This is a genomic window from Zobellia uliginosa (assembly GCF_900156625.1).
Classification (GTDB): domain Bacteria; phylum Bacteroidota; class Bacteroidia; order Flavobacteriales; family Flavobacteriaceae; genus Zobellia; species Zobellia uliginosa.
The window spans coordinates 255,783-282,324 of record NZ_FTOB01000001.1 but is presented as its reverse complement, the minus strand read 5'-3'; the positions used below and the strand labels follow the sequence as shown (position 1 = coordinate 282,324).

Annotated in this window: 26 protein-coding genes; 23 read left to right on the top strand and 3 right to left on the bottom strand. The window is 43.2% G+C overall.

Features of this window, described 5'->3' with window-relative positions; translation table 11 throughout:
• The first annotated feature begins 13 nt into the window (after positions 1-13).
• Positions 14-1,285: a phosphoribosylamine--glycine ligase gene (purD, locus tag BW980_RS01195; protein WP_076453140.1), complete on the top strand. Its 1,272-nt coding sequence runs from the start codon at positions 14-16 to the stop codon at positions 1,283-1,285.
• Positions 1,286-1,333: 48 nt separating this feature from the next.
• Here the strand turns inward: purD and BW980_RS01190 are convergent, their stop codons facing one another.
• Positions 1,334-1,555, bottom strand: coding sequence for a DUF6341 family protein (locus BW980_RS01190; RefSeq protein WP_013993114.1), 222 nt, complete (start codon positions 1,553-1,555; stop codon positions 1,334-1,336).
• Between the two features lie 191 nt (positions 1,556-1,746).
• On the opposite strand from BW980_RS01190, the gene BW980_RS01185 reads away from it, so the two are divergent.
• Genes BW980_RS01185 through BW980_RS01175 form a run of 3 tightly spaced genes read left to right on the top strand, consistent with a single transcriptional unit; the run spans position 1,747 to position 4,359 of the window.
• Entirely contained in the window at positions 1,747-2,685 is a 939-nt protein-coding gene (locus BW980_RS01185) for a hypothetical protein (protein WP_076453139.1), read from the top strand.
• A 35-nt stretch (positions 2,686-2,720) separates the two neighbouring features.
• On the top strand, positions 2,721-3,323 hold the full coding sequence (locus tag BW980_RS01180) for a DUF4254 domain-containing protein (protein ID WP_076453138.1): 603 nt from the start codon (positions 2,721-2,723) through the stop codon (positions 3,321-3,323).
• On the top strand, positions 3,310-4,359 hold the full coding sequence (locus BW980_RS01175; RefSeq protein WP_317042166.1) for a glycosyltransferase family 9 protein: 1,050 nt from the start codon (positions 3,310-3,312) through the stop codon (positions 4,357-4,359). The genes BW980_RS01180 and BW980_RS01175 overlap by 14 nt, the downstream gene beginning before the upstream one ends.
• Before the next feature lie 6 nt (positions 4,360-4,365).
• On the opposite strand, the gene BW980_RS01170 is transcribed toward BW980_RS01175, so the two are convergent.
• Positions 4,366-4,983, bottom strand: a complete 618-nt coding sequence (locus tag BW980_RS01170; RefSeq protein WP_076453759.1) for a TetR/AcrR family transcriptional regulator — start codon at positions 4,981-4,983, stop codon at positions 4,366-4,368.
• Between the two features lie 366 nt (positions 4,984-5,349).
• Here BW980_RS01170 and BW980_RS01165 point away from each other — a divergent pair, with 366 nt between their 5' ends.
• The 9 genes from BW980_RS01165 to BW980_RS01125 all read left to right on the top strand — a co-directional run bounded on the left by BW980_RS01165 (position 5,350) and on the right by BW980_RS01125 (position 16,272).
• Positions 5,350-6,060 (top strand): TIGR04282 family arsenosugar biosynthesis glycosyltransferase, encoded by a 711-nt coding sequence (locus BW980_RS01165; RefSeq protein ID WP_076453136.1) that lies wholly within the window; start codon positions 5,350-5,352, stop codon positions 6,058-6,060.
• A gap of 92 nt (positions 6,061-6,152) precedes the next feature.
• The gene (locus BW980_RS01160; protein WP_076453135.1) at positions 6,153-9,371 is read left to right on the top strand and encodes a SusC/RagA family TonB-linked outer membrane protein; all 3,219 of its coding nucleotides are present in this window, start codon (positions 6,153-6,155) and stop codon (positions 9,369-9,371) included.
• 39 nt (positions 9,372-9,410) lie between these two features.
• A complete protein-coding gene (locus BW980_RS01155) occupies positions 9,411-10,853 on the top strand; it encodes a SusD/RagB family nutrient-binding outer membrane lipoprotein (RefSeq protein ID WP_076453758.1) in 1,443 nt (480 codons plus the stop codon).
• A 79-nt stretch (positions 10,854-10,932) separates the two neighbouring features.
• Complete coding sequence (locus BW980_RS01150; protein WP_076453134.1) at positions 10,933-12,156, top strand: ABC transporter substrate-binding protein; 1,224 nt, start codon at positions 10,933-10,935, stop codon at positions 12,154-12,156.
• Complete coding sequence (locus BW980_RS01145; protein WP_076453133.1) at positions 12,146-13,000, top strand: ABC transporter permease subunit; 855 nt, start codon at positions 12,146-12,148, stop codon at positions 12,998-13,000. The genes BW980_RS01150 and BW980_RS01145 overlap by 11 nt, the downstream gene beginning before the upstream one ends.
• Positions 12,990-13,763 carry an ABC transporter permease gene (locus tag BW980_RS01140; RefSeq protein WP_076453132.1) on the top strand — a complete coding sequence of 258 codons (774 nt, stop codon included), beginning with the start codon at positions 12,990-12,992 and terminating at the stop codon, positions 13,761-13,763. The genes BW980_RS01145 and BW980_RS01140 overlap by 11 nt, the downstream gene beginning before the upstream one ends.
• Positions 13,763-14,482 (top strand): ABC transporter ATP-binding protein, encoded by a 720-nt coding sequence (locus BW980_RS01135; protein ID WP_076453131.1) that lies wholly within the window; start codon positions 13,763-13,765, stop codon positions 14,480-14,482. The genes BW980_RS01140 and BW980_RS01135 overlap by 1 nt, the downstream gene beginning before the upstream one ends.
• Positions 14,483-14,531: 49 nt before the next feature.
• Complete coding sequence (locus BW980_RS01130) at positions 14,532-15,452, top strand: nucleoside hydrolase (RefSeq protein WP_076453130.1); 921 nt, start codon at positions 14,532-14,534, stop codon at positions 15,450-15,452.
• A gap of 34 nt (positions 15,453-15,486) precedes the next feature.
• Entirely contained in the window at positions 15,487-16,272 is a 786-nt protein-coding gene (locus tag BW980_RS01125; protein WP_076453129.1) for a patatin-like phospholipase family protein, read from the top strand.
• Positions 16,273-16,313: 41 nt separating this feature from the next.
• Here the strand turns inward: BW980_RS01125 and BW980_RS01120 are convergent, their stop codons facing one another.
• Entirely contained in the window at positions 16,314-17,363 is a 1,050-nt protein-coding gene (locus BW980_RS01120; RefSeq protein WP_076453757.1) for a ferredoxin--NADP reductase, read from the bottom strand.
• A gap of 127 nt (positions 17,364-17,490) precedes the next feature.
• On the opposite strand from BW980_RS01120, the gene BW980_RS01115 reads away from it, so the two are divergent.
• The 10 genes from BW980_RS01115 (at position 17,491) to atpE (ending at position 26,499) form a co-directional block, all read left to right on the top strand.
• Positions 17,491-17,829 carry a PadR family transcriptional regulator gene (locus BW980_RS01115; RefSeq protein WP_076453756.1) on the top strand — a complete coding sequence of 113 codons (339 nt, stop codon included), beginning with the start codon at positions 17,491-17,493 and terminating at the stop codon, positions 17,827-17,829.
• A gap of 37 nt (positions 17,830-17,866) precedes the next feature.
• A complete protein-coding gene (locus BW980_RS01110; RefSeq protein ID WP_076453128.1) occupies positions 17,867-18,577 on the top strand; it encodes a hypothetical protein in 711 nt (236 codons plus the stop codon).
• Positions 18,578-18,638: 61 nt separating this feature from the next.
• A complete protein-coding gene (locus BW980_RS01105) occupies positions 18,639-20,108 on the top strand; it encodes a DUF5687 family protein (RefSeq protein ID WP_076453127.1) in 1,470 nt (489 codons plus the stop codon).
• 54 nt (positions 20,109-20,162) lie between these two features.
• On the top strand, positions 20,163-20,891 hold the full coding sequence (locus BW980_RS01100) for an ABC transporter ATP-binding protein (protein ID WP_076453126.1): 729 nt from the start codon (positions 20,163-20,165) through the stop codon (positions 20,889-20,891).
• A 516-nt stretch (positions 20,892-21,407) separates the two neighbouring features.
• Positions 21,408-23,960, top strand: coding sequence for a type IX secretion system periplasmic lipoprotein PorW/SprE (gene porW / locus BW980_RS01095; RefSeq protein ID WP_076453125.1), 2,553 nt, complete (start codon positions 21,408-21,410; stop codon positions 23,958-23,960).
• 3 nt (positions 23,961-23,963) lie between these two features.
• On the top strand, positions 23,964-24,404 hold the full coding sequence (locus tag BW980_RS01090; RefSeq protein WP_076453124.1) for a bactofilin family protein: 441 nt from the start codon (positions 23,964-23,966) through the stop codon (positions 24,402-24,404).
• Entirely contained in the window at positions 24,382-24,606 is a 225-nt protein-coding gene (locus tag BW980_RS01085) for an AtpZ/AtpI family protein (RefSeq protein ID WP_013993136.1), read from the top strand. Before BW980_RS01090 ends, BW980_RS01085 begins: the two co-directional genes overlap by 23 nt.
• 2 nt (positions 24,607-24,608) lie before the next feature.
• On the top strand, positions 24,609-24,995 hold the full coding sequence (locus tag BW980_RS22990; protein ID WP_394333484.1) for a DUF6168 family protein: 387 nt from the start codon (positions 24,609-24,611) through the stop codon (positions 24,993-24,995).
• Between the two features lie 95 nt (positions 24,996-25,090).
• Positions 25,091-26,269 (top strand): F0F1 ATP synthase subunit A, encoded by a 1,179-nt coding sequence (gene atpB, locus BW980_RS01075; RefSeq protein WP_076453122.1) that lies wholly within the window; start codon positions 25,091-25,093, stop codon positions 26,267-26,269.
• A 38-nt stretch (positions 26,270-26,307) separates the two neighbouring features.
• The gene (atpE, locus tag BW980_RS01070) at positions 26,308-26,499 is read left to right on the top strand and encodes an ATP synthase F0 subunit C (RefSeq protein ID WP_076453121.1); all 192 of its coding nucleotides are present in this window, start codon (positions 26,308-26,310) and stop codon (positions 26,497-26,499) included.
• The last annotated feature ends 43 nt before the right edge of the window (positions 26,500-26,542 follow it).

Sequence of the window (26,542 nt, the reverse complement as noted above, 5' to 3'; positions counted from 1 at the left end):
CAAACCTTAGAACATGAATATTCTTATTTTAGGTGCCGGAGGTCGAGAGCACACCTTGGCATGGAAGCTTAGCCAAAGTTCCAAATTGAACCATCTTTTTGTCGCACCCGGAAACGCCGGTACACGCGAGGTCGCTACCAATTTGCCAATTGGGGTAAATGATTTTGAGGCCATTAAGGAAGCGGTCTTGGAAAATGATATCGATTTGGTCGTGGTCGGCCCCGAAGACCCGTTGGTAAACGGGGTTCATGATTTCTTTTTAAACGATGCCGCTATTCGGCATATACCGGTTATCGGTCCGCAAAAGGCCGGTGCCGAACTTGAAGGCAGTAAAGAGTTCGCCAAAAAGTTCATGATGCGCCATAACATACCTACGGCGGCCTACCAAAGCTTTACTTCTGAAACCTTACAGCAAGGGTACGATTTTCTCGAAACCCTACAAGCGCCATATGTGCTAAAGGCAGATGGATTGGCAGCGGGTAAGGGAGTGGTCATTCTCGAAGATATTGAAGAGGCCAAGAAAGAACTAAAGACCATGCTTGTCGATGCTAAATTCGGCGCAGCGAGCACTACAGTGGTCATTGAAGAGTTTTTATCGGGAATCGAACTTAGCGTCTTTGTCTTGACCGATGGGGAAGGGTATAAGGTTTTGCCCACGGCCAAAGACTACAAACGCATAGGTGAAGGCGATACCGGATTGAATACAGGCGGTATGGGGGCCATATCCCCCGTCCCTTTCGCAGATGACAGCTTTATGGACAAGATACACGAGCGAATCGTAAAACCGACCGTAGAGGGGCTTAAAAAGGATAATTTGCCGTATAAGGGATTTATCTTTATCGGTCTGATCAAGGTGGGCGAGGATCCGAAGGTTATCGAGTACAATGTTCGTATGGGCGATCCCGAGACCGAGGTCGTAATCCCACGTATCAAAAATGACTTGGTTGAAGTTTTGGAAGCCGTGGCCCAAGGAAGGCTCAATGAAATAGATCTAGAGCTCGATCCGCGTACGGCATCGACCGTAATGTTGGTTTCGGGCGGTTATCCCGAAGCATATACCAAGGGGATAGAGATCAAAGGCTTTGAAGGAGTAGAGGATTCATTGGTCTTTCATGCTGGTACACAATTGAAAGACGGCAAGGTGCTTACCAGCGGGGGTAGGGTAATGGCGATTACTTCCTATGGAAACGATTTTAAGGAAGCCTTGGCTACATCCTACAGGAACATCGAAAAAATCAAGTTCGATAAGATGAATTATAGAAAAGACATTGGGTTCGATCTTTAAGAAAGAATCCAATGTCTTTAAAGTCCTAAGCTATTAAGGTATTAGGATCTATAGGTATGAATGGGAAGAAATCGATTTGTCTTCTTCATCATTGTCACTGTATTGTTTCAATTGTAGCATCCAATAAACAAATGCGGCAAAACAAATGGCCATAAGGATCCAATTTAATGTATTGGCGCCCCACCAGCTGTGCATGTGACGCAATTGATCAAGTGGCCAAAACAAGTGGTTTACGAACAAATCTTCTATTCCTTTAAAAAATGATGTCATCTTAGCTATATTTACGTGTGCAAAAGTATAAAAAAGCTGAGAAACTTTCTAAATTTTAATCGTTGCTATCGGGCAGCTCCCTTTTTTGCCTGTCATTCGTAGCTTTGTTTTAGAGGTATTTCGGAAAGTTTTAGGTTAAGCCCGTACCGGCAATATTCAGGCCGTCTCATTTATAAATAGATAGTTTTCAGATGATATCAATCATTTTTGGTAAGACAAAGCCAATAAATTTTATAATCGTTTATTCGTTTCTTTTCATATTCTATTGGTTCGCCCATTACTATCTTTTTCAAAGAACTTACGAACCCTTAGACCTGATATGGCATGTTTTTATTTTGGCGGTACTGTTTTTCAGTGTTTTTCTTGTCAATTTTATAGTAAAGCGAAACAAGGTTACGGGCCTTAACTCCTATGCGATACTTTTCTACGGTCTTTTGGTCGTAATTTTTCCTGAGACCTTGATCGATTCCAATGCGGTCTTCTGTAGTTTCTTTCTTTTACTGGCTACACGTAGGCTTATTAGCTTGCGTTCCTTGAAAAATATAAAGTTTAAGATTTTTGACGCCACCATTTGGATTCTGGCAGCCAGCCTCTTCTATGATTGGGCCTTGTTGTATATGATCCTTGTTTTTGCCGCCATCTATTTTTATGAACCGAAAAATATTAGGAACTGGCTTGTGCCCTTGGCCGGGGCTTTTACGGTAGTTATGATAACCGAATGCGTACTTGTACTGGCCAATAATCAACAGTTTTTTGTGGAGCATTACACGTTTCAGGCCTCTTTTGATGTAGACTATTTTTCTTACTGGGGGCATAGTTCCAAATTGGTGCTCTTCGCCTTGGCTACCTTTGTTGCGGGGCTACTGGCTTTTTTAAAACTGGGAAAGGCGGGCTTTGGCAAGGTGGTTACTATGCGGTTAATAGCTTTCTCCTTTGTCATAGGTCTTGTGCTGAACGTATTTATGTTGACCGATAATGTGTATCCGGTAATGATTACCTTTTTTCCTTCCGTAGTGTTCATGACCAAATATGTAGAGTCGCTCAGAAAGGCGAACATGCGCGAAATCGTACTTATGGCCGCTGTAATAATTCCTTTTCTGGTATTGGCAACGAGCATTGCCATCAAATAATTTATGAATAACTTTGCCTTTAAAGCTATAAAGAGATGTTCAGTAAGTTCGCCTACTCAATTTTTGAAGAAAGTATTCAAAAGTACCACGTCATAGACGATGTTTATCAACCTTTCGAAAATCCTTATCCCAAAGATGATATTGCACACCTGCTCTATCGTAAGAACTGGATAGATACCGTACAATGGCACTACGAAGATATTATTCGTGATCCTGACATCGCTCCTGCCGATGCCTTGGTCCTAAAAAGAAAAATTGATGCGAGCAATCAAGACCGAACCGACTTGGTCGAATTTATAGACAGTTACTTCCTTAACAAGTACAAAGATGTTGAGGTGAAGGAGGGCGCAAGGATCAACACCGAAAGTCCTGCTTGGGCCATAGATCGTCTATCCATCTTGGCATTGAAAGTTTACCATATGCAAGAAGAGGCCGGCCGCACCGATGCTTCCGCCGAACACATTGAAAAGTGTACCCAAAAACTGAACATATTGCTCGAGCAGCGTAAAGACCTTTCTACGGCAATCGACCAATTGTTGGCCGATATCGAGGCCGGGGATAAATATATGAAGGTATACAAGCAGATGAAGATGTACAATGACGATGAGATGAACCCTATCCTCCGTGGTCAAAAATAAACCGGGACATATATTGGTCATTCGGCTATCTGCCATGGGCGATGTGGCCATGACGGTGCCTGTGCTTATTGCCTTGACCCGGCAGCACCCCAAACTGAAGGTGACGGTGCTTACCCGAAAGTTCTTTGCCCCGATGTTCGAAGGCATACCGAACCTTAGTGTATACGAGGCCGATGTAAAGGGAAGGCATAAAGGGGTCTTCGGACTTTGGAAGCTCTACAAAGAGCTCGTTCAATTGAAAATCGATGCTGTTGCCGACTTGCACAATGTGTTGCGGAGTAAGGTCTTGAAGAGGTATTTTCAGTTCGGGGGAATTCCCGTTGTACAAATCGATAAAGGGCGGGCTGAAAAGAAGGCCCTGACATCGGGTAATCCAAAATTTTTTAAACCGCTTAAGTCCACGCATCAGCGATACACCGATGTATTCGTGAAATTGGGACTTCCCGTTGAAGTATCGAAAAAACAGGTGTTGTCTAAACAGCGCTTATCCGAAAAAACCTTGGGGCTGATCGGGACAAATTCAAAAAAATGGATCGGTATTGCCCCTTTTGCGGCATTTGAAGGTAAAACCTATCCCTTGGAATTAATGGAGGAAGTCGTTTCCGAACTTAATGATAGTGAAAAGTATACTATTTTTCTATTTGGAGGAGGGGCCGATCAAGAGCGAACGCTTGAAGGCTTTAAGAAGAAGTTCAAAAACTGCTTGAACTTGGTCGGGAAACTGTCTTTTGGCGAAGAACTCGCCCTGATTTCAAATTTAGACCTCATGCTATCAATGGATAGCGGTAATGCGCACCTTGCTGCCATGTACGGCGTTCCCGTGGTTACGCTGTGGGGGGTTACCCATCCGTTCGCCGGTTTTTCTCCCTTTGGTCAAGATCTGGATAACGCCCTATGTTCCGATCGGAATACTTATCCCCTGATTCCGACATCGGTCTATGGTAATAAAATGCCGGAAGGATACGAAAAGGCCATGCATACTATACTACCCAAAACCGTTGTAGATAAACTCAAACAAATTTTAGATAGGGACTGAACCGTTTTACACTGTAGTCGTTTTAGGTTCCAATGATTTAAAGTATTGGCGTAATTGCGACATAAAACGATATTTGCGGGCACTTGGGGCCGTTTCCACCATCAAGGTCCTAACACCGATATACGAGCTCATAAGGTACACCGCAACGCCTTCACTGTCTACGTGTCTATCTATATATCCATTGAATTTTCCGCGTTGTACCGCCGATACCAAGTTCACTTCCCAAATACGTAAGATATCGTTCAAGTGCTTCATTATGGTTTCATTCTTGCCGTTGAATTCACTGATAAAATTGCTCAGTACAAATCCAAAGTCGAATTCGTTATGTACAGCGGTTTCCAAAGCTTCCTCAAAACATTGCGTAATAAGGTCCAGAGTGTTTTCATGCCCTTCGATAGGTTCTATGAGCATACTGTACATTTTTCTGACCAAAAGGTTTTCTATGATTTGAATAAAGAAGTCTTCCTTTGATTCAAAATGATAATAGAAAGCTCCTTTCGATAGTGACAATTCTTTTAATATGTCATCAATACTAGTGTTGTAATAACCGTTTCTGTAAAAAAGCTCCAGTCCTGTTACTTGCATTCTTTGCATGGTAGCCATGCGTTTTAAACTCTTGGTCATAATTTTAAGATTTGGGTTAAACCGACCGATTGGTCTCATACAAAGAACCTTCGGCATTAGGGCTATGTGAGAAATGGGGGGTGTTTTACCATTTTTTTCGATGAAAGGCAAAAAATTTTAAATATGTGGTCGTTCACCGAGTTGTTTACAAACCGCCTAGTCGGAAAATTGATGCCGATTGCCGAGTGAAAAGCCATTTGGGGTGTTCGAAAATTTGGTTTTTAAGGAGGAATGGATGTGTTTTGGACTCCATAACTTATATTTTGTGAGAAAATACACATACCGAAAAGAAGGATCATCACTTCTTTACTATCTTGCAGGCGAATTCAAGTAAGATTCTTCAACTTTTACGACCAAGTTCCGCAAATGGGGCAAGCCAACACGAATACCGCCATATTGATTTTCTCTCTTTCCGCACGTCGGGAAGCGGAGCGTAAAACGCTTTTTGGCAAAAGGGGCAAAAAGACCACCGAAAGTTTTTTTGATATGCTTATCGAGCTTACCAAGACTACGGCTAGCCGAACTGGCGCCGACGTGGTTGTGGTGGATGAGCATCAACAAAAAGGACGAAGTTTTGGCGAGCGCTATGCCAATGCCTTTCAAGAACTTTTTGACCAAGGCTACGACAAAGTCATATCCATAGGAAACGATACCCCCGATTTAACCTCCGATATACTTGGTGAAGCCATTGGTCAAATGCAGCAAAACGATTTGCTTGTGGGACCTTCGTCTGATGGAGGGGTCTATTTGCTGGGAATGCACCGCGAATTTTTCAAGCTTGATGAATTCAAGGCCCTACCTTGGTTGCAATCGGATTTGTTGAAGACAATGCTGGGCGGCTCTTTTTCGAAAGGGGCGCAAACCCATTGTCTTGAGGAACTTTCTGATATTGATACTGTTCGTCAACTGCTTCAGTTTGCCTATAGTTCTGAAGACGCAGTTCTTGTAGACTTTATTTTAAACCATTTGCTTGTTTATACTGACCGGACCTTTAAGGGTGCGGTGTTGCTATATACCAACGATCACGCGCTTTCTTCTTATTTAAGGGGTCCTCCTGCATTTCCCGTAGCAGCCTAGTTGAACCTATTTTAGGTTAAGTGGGAAAACGGCCCTATCACGGCGGTTTCCCTCTCAAAAAACAAATAACAACTTCCTTTATAAGATTTTTAATGAAAACAGCTATGATAGCGCTTATGCAGCTATGTGCGGTCTTGGCTTTTGGTCAGACCAATTCATATACTGCAAGGTTAGTGGATACCGAGAATTTGCCCGTACCCTATGCAACGGTAAACGAACTTGGAACCAATAATTATGTGGTCACCGATGAATCGGGTTTTTTTACCCTTCGGACCGATGCCACTGATTTTACGATTAGTATTGCCTCTATAGGCTACACAACGAAAGAAATAAAAACGGTCAACGGAAGCCTGCCCGACCGAATTATCCTTGAACTGTCTTCAGAGCAGCTCGATGAAATCGTGGTAACGGCTCTGGGAATTGAACGCGAGAAACAATCGCTGGTTTCCGCGGTAACCACGGTAAAGGCCGAACAGCTTACCGAAGTACCCCTTACCAATATGGTAAACAGTCTGGCGGGTCGTGTCGCCGGTGTTCAGATTACGAACGGCTCATCGGGCGTGGGGGCTTCCTCACGTATCGTTATCCGTGGCGAGAATTCTTTGGGCGGAAGCAACCAGCCCTTATTCGTGGTTGATGGGGTGCCTATTAGCAACGAGCAGATTACGAGTGACCTGGTAAACGATGGCGCACTTCAAGAAGTGGATTTTGGTAATGGGGGCGCCGATATCAGTCCTGATGACATTGCTTCCATTTCCATTTTAAAGGGAGCAGGTTCAGCGGCCTTATATGGGGCGCGGGCAGCCAATGGTGTCGTCGTCATCACGACCAAAAGGGGCAGAAAGAAAAAAGGTCTTGGCATAAGTATTAACAGCACGTTGACCGTAGAGACTTTGTTGACCTTGCCTGATTATCAAAATGAATACGGTGGAGGGTCCAATGGCGAGTATGCCTTTCAAAACGGAATAGGGGCCGGTATAAACGATGGGGGAATCAGTAGTTATGGTCCGCGTTTGGATCAAGGACAGTTGATCCCCCAGTTCGATAGCCCTTCCGTTGATATTGAAGGAAACCCCGTTCGTGCGGGCGATGTCATCTCAAGGACACGGCCCGACGGCTCGTTTACCGATATCACCCCCACACCTTGGGTATCAAGGCCCGATAACGTTCGGAATTTCTTTGAAACGGGCGTAACCTATCAAAACAATATTTCGATCAGTACGGGCGGTGAAAAAGGGAGTGCACGCTTGTCGTACAGTAACCTGAAGAACAACGGCATCGTTCCCAATACGGACCTAAAACGTAACGGTCTCGCCATTAGCGTCGACCAAAGCCTACATGAGAAACTCAAGGTCAAGGCCTTCCTTAACTATATCAATACACGTAGTGGCAACCGTCCTAATTTGGGCTATGGATACGAAAATCCGCTATATGGGTTCAACTGGACGGGCCGTCAGACCAATATCGAATCGTTGCGCGACTACTGGCAGGCCGGTCAAGAGGGAATACAACATTTTGACTTTAACTACCTGTGGCTGACCAATCCGTACCTGACCGTTTTTGAGAACACCAATAGCTTCAACAAAAACCGTATTTTAGGTAATGCGTCCGCTACGTACGATATCTCCGATAAATTGAGTTTAAGCCTTCGGGCAGGTATCGATACCTACGATGATAAAAGGGAGTTTCGCCGAGCGGTCAGTACCAACCAGAATCCCTTGGGTACCTATCGCGAAGACGATGTGCGTTTTCGGGAATTGAATACCGATTTTCTTCTTTCTTATTCCGATAAGATCAATGAAGATGTAAAATACAACCTATCGGCAGGAGGCAACCGTTTCGATCAAGATATTCAATACAAATACTCCGAAGCCTCACAATTGGCCATTCCGGGCATTTATACCTTGGCCAATTCGCGGACTCCTTTAAAGGGCGACAGCCAGAAATTCCGCAAACGCATCAACAGTGTATATGCCAGCGCTAACCTGTCTTATAAAAACTCCCTTTATTTTGATGCCACTTTCCGAAACGACTGGAGTAGTACACTGCCAAGTGATAGCAATTCTTTTGGCTATTATTCAGGGGGACTCAGTTATGTGGTGAGTAACATGTTTACCTTGCCCGAAGCCATATCGTATCTAAACCTGAGGTTCAGTGCGGCCAGTGTAGGCAATGACACCGACCCCTACCAAAACGTGCAGAATTTTGTGTTCAACCAAAATTACGGGTCTAGTTTTAGGGTGACCAATGAAACGGTATTGAAAAATGCCAATCTAAGGCCCGAGCGCTTGAATGCCTTAGAAGGGGGTGTGGAAGCTTGGTTTTTAGGCGGAAGGCTTCAATTGGACCTGGCCGGGTATCAGAACACCAGTATCGACCAGATCATCTCACGGCCCATATCACAGACCAGTGGTTTCGCGAACTTTAACGTAAACGGGGGAGAAGTAAGAACCCGTGGTTTTGAAGCCTTGGTGAGTGCCGCCTTGCTACGTTCCGAAGATTTCGGGTGGCAATCATCGGTGAATTTCTCAACCTACCGCAGTGAAGTGACCAAGTTGCCCGATGGGGTCGACCAGTTTGTAACGGGCACGGCCAATATTTTTTCCGGTGGGGGAGGCTCCAATACCGTTTTTTATATCGCTAAGGAAAATGGTCGTGTAGGCGATATGTACGGTACCGGTTTTGTTGAGGTCGATGGAAAAACGCTGTACGGTGCCAACGGACTTCCGATCCAAGATGGAAACTTAAGGCTTTTGGGCAATTACAATCCTGATTTTACCCTAGGTTTCAATAATAGGTTTTCCTATAAAAATATTGACTTGACCGTACTTTTCGATTGGCGGAAGGGCGGAACCATTGTTTCCCGTATTAAGGCGTTAGGGAGTACTTCCGGTGTTTTAAAAGAAACCTTGGTCGGGCGTGAAGAAGGTATTATCGGCGATGGGGTCGTGAACGTGGGTACGGTAGAAAACCCACAATACGTACCGAATACCACCTCGGTACCTGCCAGCCAGTTTTACAACAACTTTTATGATCGAGGGAATGAAGACAGCGCCCTTTACAGTGCTTCCTATGTGAAGTTGCGCCAAGTGGGCCTGTATTACAACCTTCCTGAAAAAGTGTCGAAATCTATCGGTTTTCAGAACATTAAATTGGGCTTGGTAGGTAGTAATTTATTGCTGTTTACCGAAAACCCGCATTTCGATCCAGAACTGAATGCGCTACAAGAACAGCGGATCGTCTATGGGGTGGAAGACTTTTCATATCCCTCCACAAGAAGTTTCGGCTTTAGTGTTAAAACTGATTTTTAAAGGGAAGGAAGGATGATCGGAAATCAAAAAATTAAAACAATGAAAAAATTATATATATTGGGTTTTATAGGGGGTATCGGACTGCTGGGTGCATGTACCGATGATTTTGAGGAACTCAATGAAAATCCCAACGCCCCGGAAAATGTAGATCCGCAGTTTTTATTGGCGAACGTTATTTCGGTTGAAGCCGACCAAAATGCCTTCTATCAAGGGTTTCGTTTGGCAAATTATATCGAACAGTTTGCCGCCAGTGTAGAATTTGAACGAATCGACCGCTATGAAATGGGAACGAACAGCGAATATTGGAATATCATTTTTCAATTGCTGAGCGACATCAAATCAATGCGGGAACTACCGGGAACTAACGAAGCCTATAATGCCGTAGGCGATATTATGCAGAGCTTTCTATTCTCCCAACTCACCGATTTATGGGGAGACGTGCCCTATACCGAAGCCGTAAAGGCCCTCGATGGGCAGTTTACGCCTGTCTACGACACCCAGGAAAGTATTTATACCGATCCCGAAACGGGAATTCTCGCCGTTTTGGAGCGTGCCGCCACTAGCTTGGAAAACTCTAATGCGACTATAAGTGGCGACGTGTTATTTAACGGAGACCTGAACAAATGGGTGCGTTTTGCCAATTCATTGCGTTTACGGTACCTTATGCGCATCAGTAAACGCTTGACCGATTATTCAGAGATACAGGCTTTGGCCGGTTCTGGCAAACTGATGCAGTCGAATGCCGATAATGCGGTATTGCCCTATTTAAATTCCGCCCCGAACCAATACCCTATGAGCTTGTCGTCTTTGGGATTGTACCAAGAGCACCGTATGACAACAACGGTAGATTCGGTATTGACGCTATGGAACGACCCAAGGGTAGAGGTGCTCTACAAACCTACACAGGCCAGCGTTAATGCGGGTATACCCGAATATAAGGGCTTGCGTAACGGTCAAGACCGGGAAACCATTGCGGAAAAGGGTATCGACCTAAATGATATTTCTTTGTTCGGCGCTATTTTTAGGGATGTACCTGACGGGGTAGATGCCCAATTTATGCAATATGCAGAGGTTCAATTCGCTTTGGCGGAAGCTGCGGAAAGAGGGTATATTACCGGTGATGTTGAAGCCTATTACGAAGCGGGTATTGCGGCTAGTTTCGAATATTATGAGGTGGGGCTTCCCGAAGGATACCTTGACCAAGAGGCAGTGGCCCTCAACGGTACCGATAACTTGACCAAGATTATGACCCAAAAGTGGTTCAGTCTAATTTCCAATGGTCATGAGGCGTGGTTTAACGTGCGCAGAACGGGCATTCCCAACCTGAAGCCCGGGCCGGACAATTTGAACGACAATAAATATCCCGTTCGGTATTTATATCCGGAGTCTGAGCAAGCGACCAATAGTGTCAATTACAAGACCGCGGCCGAACGTATCGGTGGGGATAATATCAACAGCCCATCTTGGTGGGAAAAAGATTAATTTAAGATGATAAGGAAGTTTTTTAAAGGTTCAGCAGATTAAGCGACTAAGGGCCACAGATAACCATCAAGTTTAAAAAATGAGGAAAATCAATTATATACTATTCGGTTTATTATTGGGGACAATCCTGCTTTCCTGCGGGGAGAAAGCCTCAAAGAACGATGAACGTCTGAAAACGGCGACCTGGGAATCGATTGCGTCCGAGGCCCGTGGAACCACGGTCAATTTTATGATGTGGCAGGGCAGTACCGCCATTAACGATTATATCAATAATTATGTGGTACCTAGTGTAAAGGAAAAATACAACATCGACCTGCAAATCAGCGGAGGGCAAGGTCCGGAAATAGTGCAATTGGTCATGGGCGAAAAACAAGCCGATATAGAAGAAGGCCAAGTAGACATGGTGTGGATCAATGGGGAGACATTTTTTCAATTGAGAAAGATAAATGGCTTATGGGGGCCGTTCGTAGAACAGCTTCCCAATGCCGCTTTGATCAATTTTGAAGACAGCTTCATCAGTACCGATTTCCAGCAGCCTATTAATGGCATGGAAGCCCCGTGGAGCATAAATCAATTTGCAATCGTATACGATTATAAGAAGGTGCCTAACCCGCCAAAAAACATTCCTGAACTCGAAAATTTCATCAAAGAACACCCCGGTACTTTTACCATATCGAACGATTTTACAGGAATGACCCTTTTAAAGAGTTTATTGGCAGAATTGGGAGGAAGTCCCAATGCACTAAATGGCCCGTTCGATGAAAAAAAATACAAGGAGCTATCTGAAAAACTCTGGAAATTCATCAACGATAACAAACGGTATTTTTGGAAGGAGGGACGCACTTTTCCCAAGGAACAATCTAAAATGCACCAGCTTTATGCCAATGGGGAATTGCTTATTGCCTATGGATTTAGTGAGGGGGGAATAGAAGATAAAGTACTGAACGGTCTTTATCCGAAAACTACGAAAGGTTATGCGTGGGAAAACGGCACCATAAGAAACTCAAATTACTTGGGAATTCTTTATAATGCACCTCAAAAAGCGGGGGCCATGCAGGTCATTAATTTTTTGCTTTCCCCTGAGGCGCAATTTAAAAAGGCAGATGCAAACGGAATGGATTCCAATACCGTTTTGGCCATGGATAAGCTTGAACTCGAATGGAAAGATAAGTTCTTGGAAGCACGTAAACGCCAGTACGGACCTATCTTAGAGGAACTGGAGGCCAATGCCATTGCTGAACCCGCCCCCGAATATATGATACGTTTGTACGAAGATTTTAGAAAAAAGGTAATTGAAAACTAAAAAACCGAACATAGGGATAGTATTGTTTGTCGCCATTGGTGTGGTACCATTTGCTGCTGCCTTTGTATACGCCCTGTTGTATAGCTTTGGTATAATAGGCGTGGCGAACCAGGGTTTTACCCTGCGGTTCTGGGAGTCGGTGCTGGCTTCGGGCACATTTTTTAAATCCTTGGGCTATAGTGTTGTAATTGCATTGGTGGCCGTAAGCCTTTCCGTAGGAGGGGCCCTATGGGTCACCCTCAAGTTTAGAAGGCAATTGGAAAAACGCATCTTGTCCTTCGTCATTTATTTGCCCTTGGCCATACCGGGCATTGTTACCGGCTTCTTTACCTTTCAGCTTTTTTCCAAAGGTGGTTTTTTTGCGCGGATAAGCCACAAACTTGGATTTATTACCGAGGCTTCGCAGTTTCCCGATTTGGTCAATGATGGCCTGGCCGTCGGAATTATACTTTCTTTTATCACTATGGTCATGCCTTTTTTTGTACTGCTCTTTTTGAATGTGTACAAGAACGAACGGATTGAAGAGCTTTCGATATTGGCCCAATCCCTTGGGGCCAATAGCCGACAAGTGGTGCACTGCGTATTTCTTCCTATCCTTATCCGAAAGACATGGGTGCTTATCATACTCTATTTTATCTTTCTACTGGGCGCTTATGAAGTCCCTTTAATTTTGGGGCAAGAATCACCACAAATGCTATCGGTGCTTATTATTCAGGAAATCAAACAATACGACCTGGATAAGATTTCAGAAGGATATGTGGTGGCCGTACTATATACCCTGCTGGTTTCGGTAGCGGCCCTTGCCTTGTTTCTCCCTAAAAGAAAAAGAGCCTATGCGAGTTAATTGGAAACCTTTTGTGCTGAGTCTGGCGGTGCTGTTGATCTTGTTTCCGTTTGTGTACCTGGTCTTTTTATCATTGGCTTCAGAGTGGCGCTTTCCCGAAGTGTGGCCTTCATACCTTGGATTGAAGAACTGGGTCACCGTTTTTGGTTCAGAAACGGGACTACTAAGGAGTTTTTTCTCTTCTTTATTGATTTCGCTCTCGGTGGCGGTTTTTTCTACGGCTTCCGGGTTTATGATCAGTAAGGCGGTTTTTTACCATCCCAAGAAAAGAACCTTAACGCTATTGGCTTATTTCCCGTACATCTTGGCGCCGGTCGTGTTTGCGGCATGCCTGAGTTTTTTCTTTTTAAAGATGGGCCTGTTCGGCAATATGACCGGTGTAGTGGTGGCTCAGTTTATCATCGCCTTTCCATATGCCCTGCTGTTTTTCAGTAGTTTTTGGAATGAAAAAGTAAAGAGTTATGAAGATTTGGTGGCTACCTTAGGCGGCAACAAGTGGCAGACCTATACAAAAGTGGTATTGCCCTTGGCCAAAGGTCTTTTGATGATCTGCTTTTTTCAGACCTTTCTTATTTCTTGGTTCGAATACGGACTCACCTCGATCATTGGTATCGGAAAAGTGCAGACCCTGACGATCAAGGTATTCATGTTCATTAAGGAAGCCAATTATTATTATGGCGCCTTAAGTTGTTGCCTATTGATTTTTCCACCCGTGGTTTTATTGTATTTTAACAAACGTTATGTGTTTAAAAAATTAGTTTGATGTTTCTTGAGGTTCAGCATATTATAAAAAGTTTCGGTGCCGAAAAAGTGGTCAAAGACCTGAGCTTTTCGCTGAAGGCCAAGCAGACCTTGAGCATTTTGGGGAAATCGGGCTGTGGCAAGACCACCATGCTCAAGACCATAGGGGGGCTTTTATCGCCCGATTCGGGAAAGATCCTATTGGATGGAGAGGATATTACGGAGACCCGACCTGAGAAGCGCAACATCGTTTACCTATATCAGGAAGACTTATTGTTTCCGCATTTGAATGCATACGAAAACATTGCTTTTGGATTAAGGCTAAAAAAAATACCGGAAGGTTTAATAAAGGAAAAGGTAGGGCATATGCTGCATAGCCTTGAACTTGAGGGGCAGGCCGAAAAAATGCCGAACCAGCTCTCGGGCGGCCAACGGCAGCGTGTTTCATTTGGGCGGGCCATTAGTACCAATCCCTCACTTTTGCTCTTGGACGAACCCTTCGGTAGTTTGGATACGGGCACAAGGCAACGGATGCAAGAACTGTTCAAAAAACTGACGGCGGAATATGATATTACATCCCTTTTTGTGACCCACGACCTAAAGGAGGCCGTATTGATGGGCGACCAAATCGGTTTTATGCAAAACGGACTTTTAACCGTTTATAGCGACAAGAAAGATTTTATTCAAGATCCGCAAACGGGGGTACAAAATGAAATCGAATTTTGGGGAGGCTTAAGATAATAATCCCCAAAAAAGTTGAGTTAAAAGACAATACTAAATTTAGATAGTGATGACGAAGAAAATGGTATGGATAGACACCGATCTTTCCGTAGGTATGACGAGGCATAAGCGTGAAGGTTACTGCGATGTAGACGATGGATATGCCGTTTTACAATTGATGAAGGCCGATAATGTTGAAATATGCGGTATCAGTGCCGTTTTTGGAAATACCCTTATCGAAAACTCCTACCCGCTGAGCCAACAGATGAGTTCAGATTTTGCCTTGGGTGAAATACCGGTTTTTAAAGGGGCTGGTGAAGCTATAGATTTGAAGGGGGTAAAGAGTAACGAAGCGGTAGAAGCCTTGGCAGAAGCGCTGAAAAAACAGCCTATGGTCATCATGGCCATCGGTCCGGCCACGAATATAGGGCTCTTGCTTTTAAAATATCCTGAGTTGAAATCCCGAATCTTGGAGGTCGTGCTCGTCGCCGGCCGTAGAACCCCCCAAGATTATTTTAAGATCGGCAATAAAGGCAATCATGCGCAAGACCTTAATTTTGATTTGGATAATGTGGCCTTTCGGGTAATGTTCGAACACGGTGTACCGGTAACCCTTTGTCCCTTCGAAATTTCGAGCAAGGTGTGGTTAAAAGCGGAAGACTTAGATCTTTTGGAGCAAGGGGATAAGGGCAACCAATGGTTGGCCAAGGCTTCTAGGGCCTGGTTGCAACAATGGCTCGACCAGGGTGCTGAGGGTTTCAACCCCTTTGACGTGCTGGCAAGCCACTATATCATCGCCCCGGAAGATATTGTATGCGAAGCACTGAACGCGCGGCTTGAAATACACCAAGACGATACCGTTAGGGAAAATGACAAACAGGTTTTTAAGGCCTATCTGCTTTGCGATAAAAGTGAAGGTTTTCCCGTAAAGTACTGCTATGATGTAGTTTCGGGTTATCATAAAAAATTAATGGATAGTCTGTTGAAATAAATACCTTCGTAGTGCGACTTTCAGACAAACTACAATGAACGATATACAAACAAAATCAATTGGTCTTGTGCTTTCGGGCGGAGGGGTGCGCGGTATGGCGCATATTGGCCTTATACAAGCGATGAACGAGTTTGGCCTTTCGGCACAGGTAGTGGGAGGTAGTAGCGTGGGAGCCTTGGTAGGGGCCTTGTACGCCAATGGAAATTCTGTTTTGGATATGATGGCCTTTTTTAAAGAAACTCCATTATTTCGGTACAATTTCTTGACCATAGCAAAACCGGGATTTATAGATACCGATAGGTATTTTGATGTGTTCAAGACCTATTTCCCCCAGAACAGCTTTGATAGCCTCGAAAAGAAATTGCACGTGGTGGCCACGAACCTTCAAAAGGGAGATCTTGAATATTTTTCAGAAGGTGAACTGATCCGACCCCTATTGGCCTCTGCTGCCCTGCCTCCGGTTTTTAGTCCCGTAGAGATGGAAGGGCAACTTTATGCCGATGGCGGAATTATGAACAACTTCCCCTTGGAACCCGTAATGGGCCAAGCGGAATATATCATTGGCAGTAATGTATCGGTGGTAGGCGAACTGAATAAAAACGCCTTGAAGAATTCCTTGCAACTGACCGGAAGGGTAACAGGACTCATGATTTATGCCATCAACCGCAAAAAACTCAATGCTTGTGATCTGTTGATGGAGTTCAAGGAACTCGAAAAAATCGGCGTATTGGACCGTAAAGGTATAGAGAAAGCCTATCTCGTAGGATACGAAAACACCTGTCGCAGGTTAGAGGAACTATTAAAAAAGCCACAAGTGTAAGGTACGCTTGTGGCTCGGTTTATCTTTGCTCGATCTGCTTTTTAAACATCGTCATAATCGAGTTTTAAAGTTGGTGTCGTTGGGTGTGCCTGACAGGTTAAGATTAGACCGTCGGCGATTTCCCCATCGGTAAGGATTTGATTCTTTACCATTTCGGCCTTGCCTTCGGTCACTCGTGCTATACAGCTACTACAAACACCGCCCTGACAAGAGTAAGGGGCATCGATATTCTGTTTTAGAACGGCATCGAGAACGATTTCCTTTTTATCCATGGTCAAGGTGAACTCTTCGTCATCGACCACTACGGAAACCTCGGTTTTACCTTCGGCCTGTACCGGCATTTCATCTAAAATTTCAGTGGAGGTAAAAAGTTCAAAATGTATTTTGTCCTTTGGAACCTTATTTTCTTGTAAGGTATCTGAAACCAAATGGATCATGGCTTCAGGGCCACAAAGGTAATAACCGTCAAAATTTACATCCTTATGCTTGTTCTTAAGGGCATAGTTAACGGTTGAAACGTCAATGCGTCCGAAAAGGGAGTCGTCCTCTTGGGTCTGGCTGGTAATGAAGTATACATTGAATCGGCCTGCATAGTCCAATTCCAGTTTGGCCAAATCGGTATAGAACATGGTCTCTTTATACGATTTGTTTCCATATACGAGCACGAACTTATTGCTGGGGTTGTCGGCCAAAACCGCCTTGGCAATGCTCATGATCGGGGTAATACCGCTACCGGCGGCAAAAGCTGCTATATTCTTGGGCTTCCCGGTAGGTTGAAAGGTAAATCTACCTTCGGGAGGCATGACCTCAAGTACATCGCCGACCTTAAGTTTGGTGTTCGCATAATCCGAAAATCCGCCCCTGTCCACTTTTTTAACCCCAATGGTGATAGAATCGCTTTTGGGCGAAGAGCATAGTGAATAGGCTCTTCTAATTTCTTTTCCCTTCAGCTCGGTTTTAATGGTAATATACTGCCCGGGAATAAAATCGAAGGCTTGTATAAGATCTTTAGGTAAGCTAAAAGTTATGGCCACGGAACTAGGCGTGAGCGGTTTGATATGTTTTACGGTCAAAGAATGAAAATGCACCATTATTAATTTTTTGGGTCTAATGTAAACGCGAAAATAAGCATTGAAATAGCCAATTGAAACGGAAAGCATGAAAAAAAGAATACATAAATATCTTATGCATAAGTTCTTTATGTATATATTTGAAGTAATGGCAAATTCAAAACTTTATAAAGGAAGTCTGAACACCATTATTTTAAAACTGTTGGAAGAACAGGGCAAAATGTATGGTTATGAAATTACCCAAAAGGTGAAGGCCCTTACCAAGGGCGAACTTCACATAACCGAAGGGGCGCTTTACCCGGCGCTTCACAAGCTTGAGGCCGGAGGCCTGCTCGATGTTGAAGTGGTCAAGGTCGATAACCGTTTGCGCAAATATTATAAACTGACCGAAGCCGGAGAAAAGGAAACCGTAAACCGTTTGGCCGAATTGGAGGAGTTTATCCGTAGCATGCAGCAACTAGTGAACCCGAATTGGAGTATTGACTAACCCTTTTTTAAAGGTATTTTTAAAACAACCAAGTGTTATGGCACAACTCACCAAAGAACAGATACAAGAACTTTGTTCATTTGTTCGCAAACACTACGTTGAGCACTATGACTTACAGACGGAATTGGTAGATCATCTGGCCAATGGTATAGAAGAACAATGGCAACGTCATCCTGAACGAACTTTCAACGAGGCACGCCTTACGGAGTTTAGAAAATTTGGGGTTGCTGGTTTTCATGATGTGATAAAAGAGAAGGCGCGGTCTGTACAAAAGAAATATCGGAATATCGTATGGGGTTTTTATAAAGATTTTTTTAGGTTTCCCAAAATAGTACTCGTACTTGGTTTAGTCCTGATTATTGCAACTTCACTTGTCTTCATTCCCTTTGCGTTTAGGTATAACACGATAATTGGAATATTCTTTTTAATTATTTTCATCCTATTCTATCTGGTTTTCAAAAGAAGAAAGGATAATGAATTAGAAATAGTAAAACAAGGTAAAAAATGGATGCTGAAGGACCAAATATATGCTTATGGTAAATTAATCAATATTATTAACGTTCTACCGATAACGTTAAATATAAAATACCTAAGAAATACTATTCCTATGGATAGTTTATGGGTGCTGATATCCTTTTCCATCGTAATTACTTTTACTATAATTATCTCTTACGTAACCTTTTTCGTAATCCCGTCAAAGGCAGACGAATTGTTGGGGAAGACTTATCCCGAATACAAATTATTGTAATGCCCTGTAACAAACCCTATCGCTTTAAATACTAACTTACCGAACAGGTAACCCCTTTCTTATGTTTAAAAGTTTCAGTAGGCTGCAGTGGAAATCCTTCTTTAGGTCTTCGTCTTTAGGCAAAAGCCTTGGAGTGAAACTAATGATGGGCTTTTTCGCGCTGTACTTTTTGGCAATGTTGTCCGTTTTGGGTTCAACATTGTTCTTTGCTTTAGAAAAGATCTTTCCCGATACGGATCCACTTGCCACCTTAAGCCAATATCTAGGGTATTGGGTACTTGCCGAACTGTTTCTACGGTATTTTATGCAAAAGCTTCCGGTTATGGATATCAAGCCCTTTCTGGTCCTTCCTATACAAAAAAGCAGTATTGCACATTACATCCTAGGCCGTTCGGCGGTTTCTTTCTATAATTTTTTAGCCCTATTTTTCTTTGTGCCCTTTGGGGTGGTCTTGCTTATAAAGGGGTATGTCTTTTTGAACGTTTTCTTTTGGATACTGGGGATTATAGGGGTTGTGTTGAGTATCAACTACATCAATTTTATAATAAATAAGAGCGATAAGGCTTTGATTGTGGTCGGCACACTTTTGTTGGCTTGCTATGGCTTCGATTATTTTCAGCTCCTCCCTATAAGGGCCTATGCCGGAGGATTATTTTACGCCCTTTATGAAAATCCGTTCTATGCCATGCTTCCCTTGGGTCTTGCGGTATTGTCCTATTTTGTCAATTATTCCTATTTGAGAAAACGCATTTTTTTAGATGTCTCCCTAAAAAAGAAAACGGCAGAGGCAAGCTCTTCGGAGTTGGCATGGACCCGCCGTTTCGGCGCCATAGCGCCCTTTTTGCAGTTGGATCTAAAACTCATATGGCGAAATAAGCGGACGAGGTCACAGGTCTTTGTGTCATTGGGAATGGCCTTTTACGGATTGGTCTTCTATACTATGGAAGACTTTGGTATGCAGTCTGGAATGTTGGTTTTTGTCGGCATTTTTATGACCGGGGTGTTTTTAATGAACTTCGGGCAGTTTATTCCGGCTTGGGACAGCGCTTATTACAGTATGATGATGTCGCAGAACATTCCCCTAAGAAAATATTTGGAGTCTAAGGCGGCCCTGATTTCGGTTAGTATCGGAATTATGTTTTTGCTCTCTATTCCCTATGTTTATTTTGGGTGGGACTCCTTGGCCATAAATTTTAGTTGTGCCTTGTACAATCTAGGTGTCAACGTTCCGGTGATCCTTTTCTTTGGGTCTATGAACAAAAAGCGTATCGATTTGACCAAAAGTGCCCTTAGTAATATGCAGGGAACGAGTGCAACCCAGTTTTTGGTGGCCCTCCCACTATTTGGGATGCCTATGGCAATTTATGGGTTATTGTCCTTTTTCATCTCCTTTGAAGCCGCCATAATTGCCCTTTGTCTCCTTGGAATTATAGGTTTTGCCCTAAGAAATATATGGCTAAACCAAATTACTAAGGCCTACAGGAAGAAAAAATATGTGATGATTGCCGGCTTTAAGGAACGGAACAGCTAAATCCCAATTTACCTTATGAGGCTTTAAACGAAACAGGAACTTTATATCGAATCTATGCTTACCGTACAGAATCTCACCAAGAAGTATCTTGGTAAAACCGTATTGAATATCGAACAGCTTGATATACCCAAAGGACAGAGTTTTGGACTTGTGGGGAACAACGGTGCTGGCAAAACTACTTTTTTTAGCCTTTTGTTGGATCTGATCCAACCCACTACGGGACATATAGAGAACCATGGGGTGCAAGTAGACCAGAGCGAAGCATGGAAGCCTTATACCTCGGCTTTTATAGATGAGAGCTTTTTGATCGGTTACCTGACCCCTGAGGAATACTTTTATTTTATCGGCGAATTGCGTAACCAAAATAAGGCCGATGTTGATACGCTATTGATGAATTTTGACGATTTCTTTCACGGCGAGATCCTAAACCAGAAAAAATACTTGCGCGATCTTTCCAAAGGGAATCAAAAGAAAGCCGGAATCGTCGCCTCGTTTATTGGCAACCCCGATGTGGTAATCTTAGATGAGCCTTTTGCCAATCTCGACCCCACGACCCAAATTCGATTAAAAGGTATAATTAAAGACCTGGCTTCTAAACAAGGGGTTACCGTATTGGTCTCTAGCCATGACTTGATCCATGTGACGGAGGTATGTGAACGCATTGTCGTGTTGAACAAAGGGGAAATAGTAAAAGATATAAAGACTTCAGAGGCTACCTTAAAGGAATTGGAGTCATTTTTTGGGGGAAGCGAAACTCCCCAAGATGAGATACCAACGCTATAATGCTACACCCCTAAACCGACCCTTGGGTCGGTTCTTGGTTTTTGCGTGATTCGGCACTTAGGGAAATGGGTCGATAAGTTGTCGACTATTGCCGTCTAATGTACGTAAAATGGGTTCTTGGTCTTTGAACGGGGCAATCACAGACCGCTCGGTCGGTAAAAAATAAAAGCGACTTCTTCCGCTTTTTTCAAACTTCACGTATTTTGCGCAAAAAGCGAGTAAGGAAAGGCCATATTTGAAGCGGTAAATCGAAATCGAGAATAGAAAGTGGCGGTTAGCGGCGGGTAATCCCTTGAAAATAGAATTTGGGTTCGAGCGAATTTTATTTTTTTTGGGGAACGCAAGGCCCGAACAATTAACTTTTTATCGACCAACTGCATAATAATCCGGTTCTTTTTTAGTTAGAGTTAAGTAAGCAGGCGAACATTATAAAAATCTGCCATTTACACACGGAAAAAGTATGAAAACAGTTTGGGCAAATTGCATCTGACCATTAACATTGATTGACTTGAGCAGATGAAACTTCACATTAAACTCATCTTATGTACGGTTCTAGGAGGTATCGCGTTAAATTCGTGTTCCACCAAAAAAGACGCGTTCGTGAACCGAAATTGGCACGCGCTCAATACCAAGTACAACACCTTGTACAATGGCAATATTGCCTTTGATGAAGGTAGGGAAGAACTTAACCTGAACTACAAAGATGATTACTGGGAAATACTTCCTATTGAACGTTTGGAGGTTACCGAAGATATCAAGTTAGATTCCGAAGATAACAACCCCAATTTTATCATTGCCGAAGAAAAGGCGACCAAGGCCATACAAAAGCACAGTATGGATATTAAGGATGTGGAGCGTAACCCACAAACCGACGAGGCCTTTTTACTTTTGGGCAAGGCGCGTTATTTCGATCAACGCTATATGCCGGCCCTCGAAGCCTTCAACTACATTATAAAGAAATACAACTACAGTGATAAACTGAACGAGGCCCATATCTGGCGCGAGAAGGTAAACATTCGCCTCGAAAACGAGGAACTGGCCATTAAAAACCTAAAGCGGCTTTTGAAATATGAACAGCTCAGCGACCAAGAATATGCCGATACAAGGGCTATGATCGCCCAAGCCTACATCAATGAAAAGGTACTTGATACCGCGGTTCAAAACTTAAAGATTGCATCGCATTACACTAAGAAAAACCCTGAAAAAGGGCGTTATTACTACATAATTGGGCAATTGTACAATCGGTTGGGCCATAAAGACAGTGCCAACTATGCCTTCAATAAGGTAATTGAGCTAAACCGTAGGTCGCCAAGGGTCTATATGATCAATGCCGAAATACAGAAGTTGAGAAATACCGAAATTACTTCGGAGAACAGCGAGGAAATATTGGAGTACCTGACCGACCTTCAGGAAAATCGTGAGAACCGCCCATTCTTGGATAAAATTTATCGCCAGATGGCGGAATACTACCTCGACCGTGAAAACGATAGTTTGGCCGTGGTCTATTTCAATAAGTCGCTGCGCGCCACCCAGAACGAACCAAAGTTGAACGCGCTCAATTACGAAAACCTGGCCGTCTACCACTTTGATAGAAACGAATATAAACTGGCAGGGGCCTACTACGACAGTGTCGTTAGCAATTTAGAGGAAAACACAAAAAGATATAGGAGAACCAGGAAAAAGCTCGATAACCTTGAAGACGTTATCAAGTACGAGGATATTGCACATCGTACCGATAGTATCATAAGGTTGTACAACCTTCCCTTGGCCGAGCGTACGGCTTATTTTGAAGAGCATATAGCGAAGCTCAAGGCGGCAAAGGAGGCCGCGGCCAAGAAAGAGGAAAGAAGATTGGCGGCCGGTTTTGCCCAGTTTGCAAAGAGTAAAGGAGGAAAAGAAAACAAGGGGAAATTCTATTTCTATAACCTGACCAGTTTGGGATATGGTAAAAACGACTTTGTTCAGAGATGGGGCAAGAGAACACTTGAAGACGACTGGCGTTGGAGCGATAAAAGACGTGTCTTGCCACAAGAAGTAGCGGGTAATGCCGCGGTTTCGAACGATAGTTTGAGCGCGGTTACCGACGAAGAAAACTTTTCTGTAGACTATTATTTGGACCGCGTGCCTACAGATGTGGCGGTGATAGATAGTCTTAAGGGCGAACGAAATTTTGCCAATTATCAACTCGGACTGATCTACAAGGAGAAGTTCAAGGAAAATCTATTGGCGGCCGAAAAACTTGAAAAGGTTTTGGATGCCGATCCAGAGGAGCGTTTGGTGCTTCCTTCCAAATACAACCTGTATAAGATATACGAAGAAGAGGGGAGTCCGCTTTTGGCCTCCATGAAGCAAGATATTCTCCAAAACCATGGTGATTCGCGCTATGCCGAAATTATATTGAACCCGAGAGCGGTGCTCGAAGACGATGCCGATAGCCCAGAGGCACGTTATGCGGCCCTATATCGCCTATATCGACAGCAAGAATACTTGAAGACCATTACAGGGGCCGAAGAGAATATAGAAAAGTACACAGGCGACCCCATAGTTCCCAAGTTCGAAATGCTGAAGGCCAACGCCATCGGAAGGCTTAACGGTTTTAAGGCATTTGAAGAGGCCCTCAACTACGTGGCGTTGACCTATCCTAACAATCCGGAAGGGAAAAAAGCGGAGGCCATGGTGGCCGAGCAGCTTCCTAAGCTGGCGGTAAAGGAATTTTCTACCGAACTGGGTTCAACCGGAACGGGTAATTGGAAAGTGGTATTTCCTTTTAGAAGAAGCAACGATGAAATAGCCAAAAGGGTAAAGAAAGAACTCGAGGATGCCATTGTCGATTTAAGGTACAAGAACAAGGTTTCAAAAGATATTTATACTTTAGAAGACCAATTCGTCGTCGTACATGGCTTTAAGTCTAAAGATTACGCCCTTGGCTTTGCCGAACTTATAAAATTTAACAAGGATTACCGTATTGAGAATGAGAATTTTGTAATTTTATCTACCAACTATAAAATTATCCAAGTACATAAAAACTTACAAGAGTATAAAAGTCAAATTTTAACCCCAAAACCATAAACAATGTTTTCTGACAACAAAAAACCAAGAACTATGAACGAAATAGGCGCACAACCCAACAGAATCTCCAAGCACACAAAAATTAAAGGGGATATCGAATCTGAAGCTGATTTTAGAATTGACGGTAAATTAGACGGCAACGTAAAGACAACAGGTAAGGTTGTTATTGGTAAAGATGGCTATATCCATGGTAAGGTAGAGTGTGTCAATGCCGATATAGAAGGAAGCTTCAACGGAGAGCTTTTGGTGTCAGACCTACTGTCGCTTAAATCTTCGGCAGTAATAGAAGGTACGGTGTCGGTAACCAAGTTGGCGGTTGAACCCGGTGCTACTTTTAACGCGTCCTGTACCATGAAAGGTAAAGGAGGGAGCTTGAACAGTAATGCCTCTTCGGGCTTTAAGTCGCCCCTAAGCAAAAACAATGAAGCAGCAAAAGCCTCGTGATAATTCGAATTTAATACGAACAGCGGCCGGTTTTTCGGGCATTGCCATACAAATGGGGGCAACCATCTATTTAGGCAATCTTTTGGGGGCCTGGTTAGATGTAAAGTTTGAAAAAACGTTTTTAGAAGATACAATTACTTTACTTGCCGTATTTTTGTCGATGTATATCGTCATCAAAAAAGTGATGACATTAAATAAGTAGCATTGGTCAAACAATTAGTACAATATATAGTCGTGTTCATTTTGGTGGGCACGGCTTCTTTTTTTCTTCATCAATTTTTATTGGCAGATGACAATTTGGGCTTCAACACCCTGCTTCAAAAAGCCTATATTTTTCATTTCGTTTTCTCTTTATCGGTGATTATAGCTTTTCGTCTACTCTCCAAAAGTGAAAAAATCTTCGTTCAATTGGGTTTTGTCTATATCGGCCTTTTGGTTTTTAAAATTGCCGCTTATACTGCAATGTGCTACCCGCAACTAATGGGAGATGAGCATTTACCAAGATTTTATAGAGCCTCACTTTTGATTCCAGTGTTTGTTTTTTTGTGTCTGGAGGTCTTTTTTGTTTCAAAAATTTTGCAACGCGAATAGTTTCAAAATTTTAAAGGACAAAAATGGTTTGTATTACGGCAATATTACCTACTTTTGCGCAAAATTTCAGGAGCATAATTTTTTGATAAAAAATAATGAAGGAAGTTTCAAAAATGATCAGAACACTAGTATTACTTTGTACACTCTGCATTTCTCTTCAGGGTTTTGCATTCTCCGAGGGAGGTGATCAAGGAGCGGTAGACACAAAAGATGAGGTGGATGCATATATCCAACACCACATTAAAGACGCTCATGACTTTCACTTGTTTTCATACACAAGTGATAATGGGGAGCGTAAGCACGTTGGTTTTCCTTTGCCGGTCATCCTTTGGTCGAGCAACGGATTGGTAACTTTCATGTCTTCTGAATTTCATCATGACGATGCCGGTAAGGTGGTTGTCGAGAAAGGTGGTTCTAAATTTGTAAAACTTCACAGTAAAATATATGAACTGAACCCAGGAGCTTCCGAAGTTCGGTTTGACGAGCATCACCATGCGGAAAATGCCGCCAAAGTCCTTGACTTTTCAATAACCAAAAGTGTTTTTGGAATCTTGTTGGTGGGTCTTCTTATGCTTTGGGGATTCTCTTCATTGGCAAAACAATACGCCAGTAAAAAAGTACCTACCGGTTTTGGTAGGGTATTGGAGCCATTGGTAATCTATGTTAGGGATGAGATCGCCAAGCCGAATATCGGCGAGAAAAAATATCGCAAATTCACAGGTTACCTGTTGACCGTGTTCTTCTTTATCTGGATCTTGAACCTTTTAGGTTTGACTCCATTAGGTTTTAACGTAACGGGCCAGTTGGCCGTAACCGCTGCCTTGGCAATTTTTACTTTGGTCATTTATACCTTTAGCGGAAACAAGGATTACTGGATGCACATGGTGTGGATGCCAGGGGTTCCTGTTTTGATCAGGCCGATTCTTGCGATTATAGAACTGGCCGGTGCTTTTTTGATCAAGCCGTTTTCATTGTTGGTACGTTTGTTCGCGAACATATCTGCTGGGCACATTGTGGTAATGAGTTTGATCGCCATCATGTTTACGCTTAAAGAGAGCTTAGGTGTGGTCGGGGCAACAGGACTATCATTGGTATTGTCGTTTTTCATTACGCTTATTGAGGTGTTGGTCGCCTTTTTACAGGCCTATATTTTTACTATGTTGTCGGCCTTGTTTATTGGTATGGCCGTTGCTGAGCACGATCATGAACATGAGCACGATGCTACAGGACATGAGATTCCAGACGCGGAAGACGTTCGAGGGGATTTCATCTAAAAGAGAGTTTTTTAATTTAATTATATAAATCAATTACTATGTACAACTTAATTGGAGCTGGTTTAATCGTAATCGGAGCAGGTATCGGTCTTGGTCAAATTGGTGGTAAAGCAATGGAAGGTATTGCCCGTCAGCCAGAAGCAACCGGAAAAATACAAACTGCGATGATTATCATTGCTGCACTTTTAGAAGGTTTGGCATTCGGTGCCTTGTTCTTAGGTAAAGCTTAAGGGTTTAAAAACCAAAAAAAACATTTTCCTGCAACGGTTGGTT

Bases quoted from the DNA above. Each gene is read 5' to 3' on its own strand.
- purD (WP_076453140.1), top strand. From the start codon at position 14: ATGAATATTCTTATTTTAGGTGCCGGAGGTCGAGAGCACACCTTGGCA.
- BW980_RS01190 (WP_013993114.1), bottom strand. From the start codon at position 1,555: ATGACATCATTTTTTAAAGGAATAGAAGATTTGTTCGTAAACCACTTG.
- BW980_RS01185 (WP_076453139.1), top strand. From the start codon at position 1,747: ATGATATCAATCATTTTTGGTAAGACAAAGCCAATAAATTTTATAATC.
- BW980_RS01180 (WP_076453138.1), top strand. From the start codon at position 2,721: ATGTTCAGTAAGTTCGCCTACTCAATTTTTGAAGAAAGTATTCAAAAG.
- BW980_RS01170 (WP_076453759.1), bottom strand. From the start codon at position 4,983: ATGACCAAGAGTTTAAAACGCATGGCTACCATGCAAAGAATGCAAGTA.
- BW980_RS01165 (WP_076453136.1), top strand. From the start codon at position 5,350: ATGGGGCAAGCCAACACGAATACCGCCATATTGATTTTCTCTCTTTCC.
- BW980_RS01160 (WP_076453135.1), top strand. From the start codon at position 6,153: ATGAAAACAGCTATGATAGCGCTTATGCAGCTATGTGCGGTCTTGGCT.
- BW980_RS01155 (WP_076453758.1), top strand. From the start codon at position 9,411: ATGAAAAAATTATATATATTGGGTTTTATAGGGGGTATCGGACTGCTG.
- BW980_RS01150 (WP_076453134.1), top strand. From the start codon at position 10,933: ATGAGGAAAATCAATTATATACTATTCGGTTTATTATTGGGGACAATC.
- BW980_RS01140 (WP_076453132.1), top strand. From the start codon at position 12,990: ATGCGAGTTAATTGGAAACCTTTTGTGCTGAGTCTGGCGGTGCTGTTG.
- BW980_RS01135 (WP_076453131.1), top strand. From the start codon at position 13,763: ATGTTTCTTGAGGTTCAGCATATTATAAAAAGTTTCGGTGCCGAAAAA.
- BW980_RS01130 (WP_076453130.1), top strand. From the start codon at position 14,532: ATGACGAAGAAAATGGTATGGATAGACACCGATCTTTCCGTAGGTATG.
- BW980_RS01125 (WP_076453129.1), top strand. From the start codon at position 15,487: ATGAACGATATACAAACAAAATCAATTGGTCTTGTGCTTTCGGGCGGA.
- BW980_RS01120 (WP_076453757.1), bottom strand. From the start codon at position 17,363: ATGGTGCATTTTCATTCTTTGACCGTAAAACATATCAAACCGCTCACG.
- BW980_RS01115 (WP_076453756.1), top strand. From the start codon at position 17,491: ATGGCAAATTCAAAACTTTATAAAGGAAGTCTGAACACCATTATTTTA.
- BW980_RS01110 (WP_076453128.1), top strand. From the start codon at position 17,867: ATGGCACAACTCACCAAAGAACAGATACAAGAACTTTGTTCATTTGTT.
- BW980_RS01105 (WP_076453127.1), top strand. From the start codon at position 18,639: ATGTTTAAAAGTTTCAGTAGGCTGCAGTGGAAATCCTTCTTTAGGTCT.
- BW980_RS01100 (WP_076453126.1), top strand. From the start codon at position 20,163: ATGCTTACCGTACAGAATCTCACCAAGAAGTATCTTGGTAAAACCGTA.
- porW (WP_076453125.1), top strand. From the start codon at position 21,408: ATGAAACTTCACATTAAACTCATCTTATGTACGGTTCTAGGAGGTATC.
- BW980_RS01090 (WP_076453124.1), top strand. From the start codon at position 23,964: ATGTTTTCTGACAACAAAAAACCAAGAACTATGAACGAAATAGGCGCA.
- BW980_RS01085 (WP_013993136.1), top strand. From the start codon at position 24,382: ATGAAGCAGCAAAAGCCTCGTGATAATTCGAATTTAATACGAACAGCG.
- atpB (WP_076453122.1), top strand. From the start codon at position 25,091: ATGAAGGAAGTTTCAAAAATGATCAGAACACTAGTATTACTTTGTACA.
- atpE (WP_076453121.1), top strand. From the start codon at position 26,308: ATGTACAACTTAATTGGAGCTGGTTTAATCGTAATCGGAGCAGGTATC.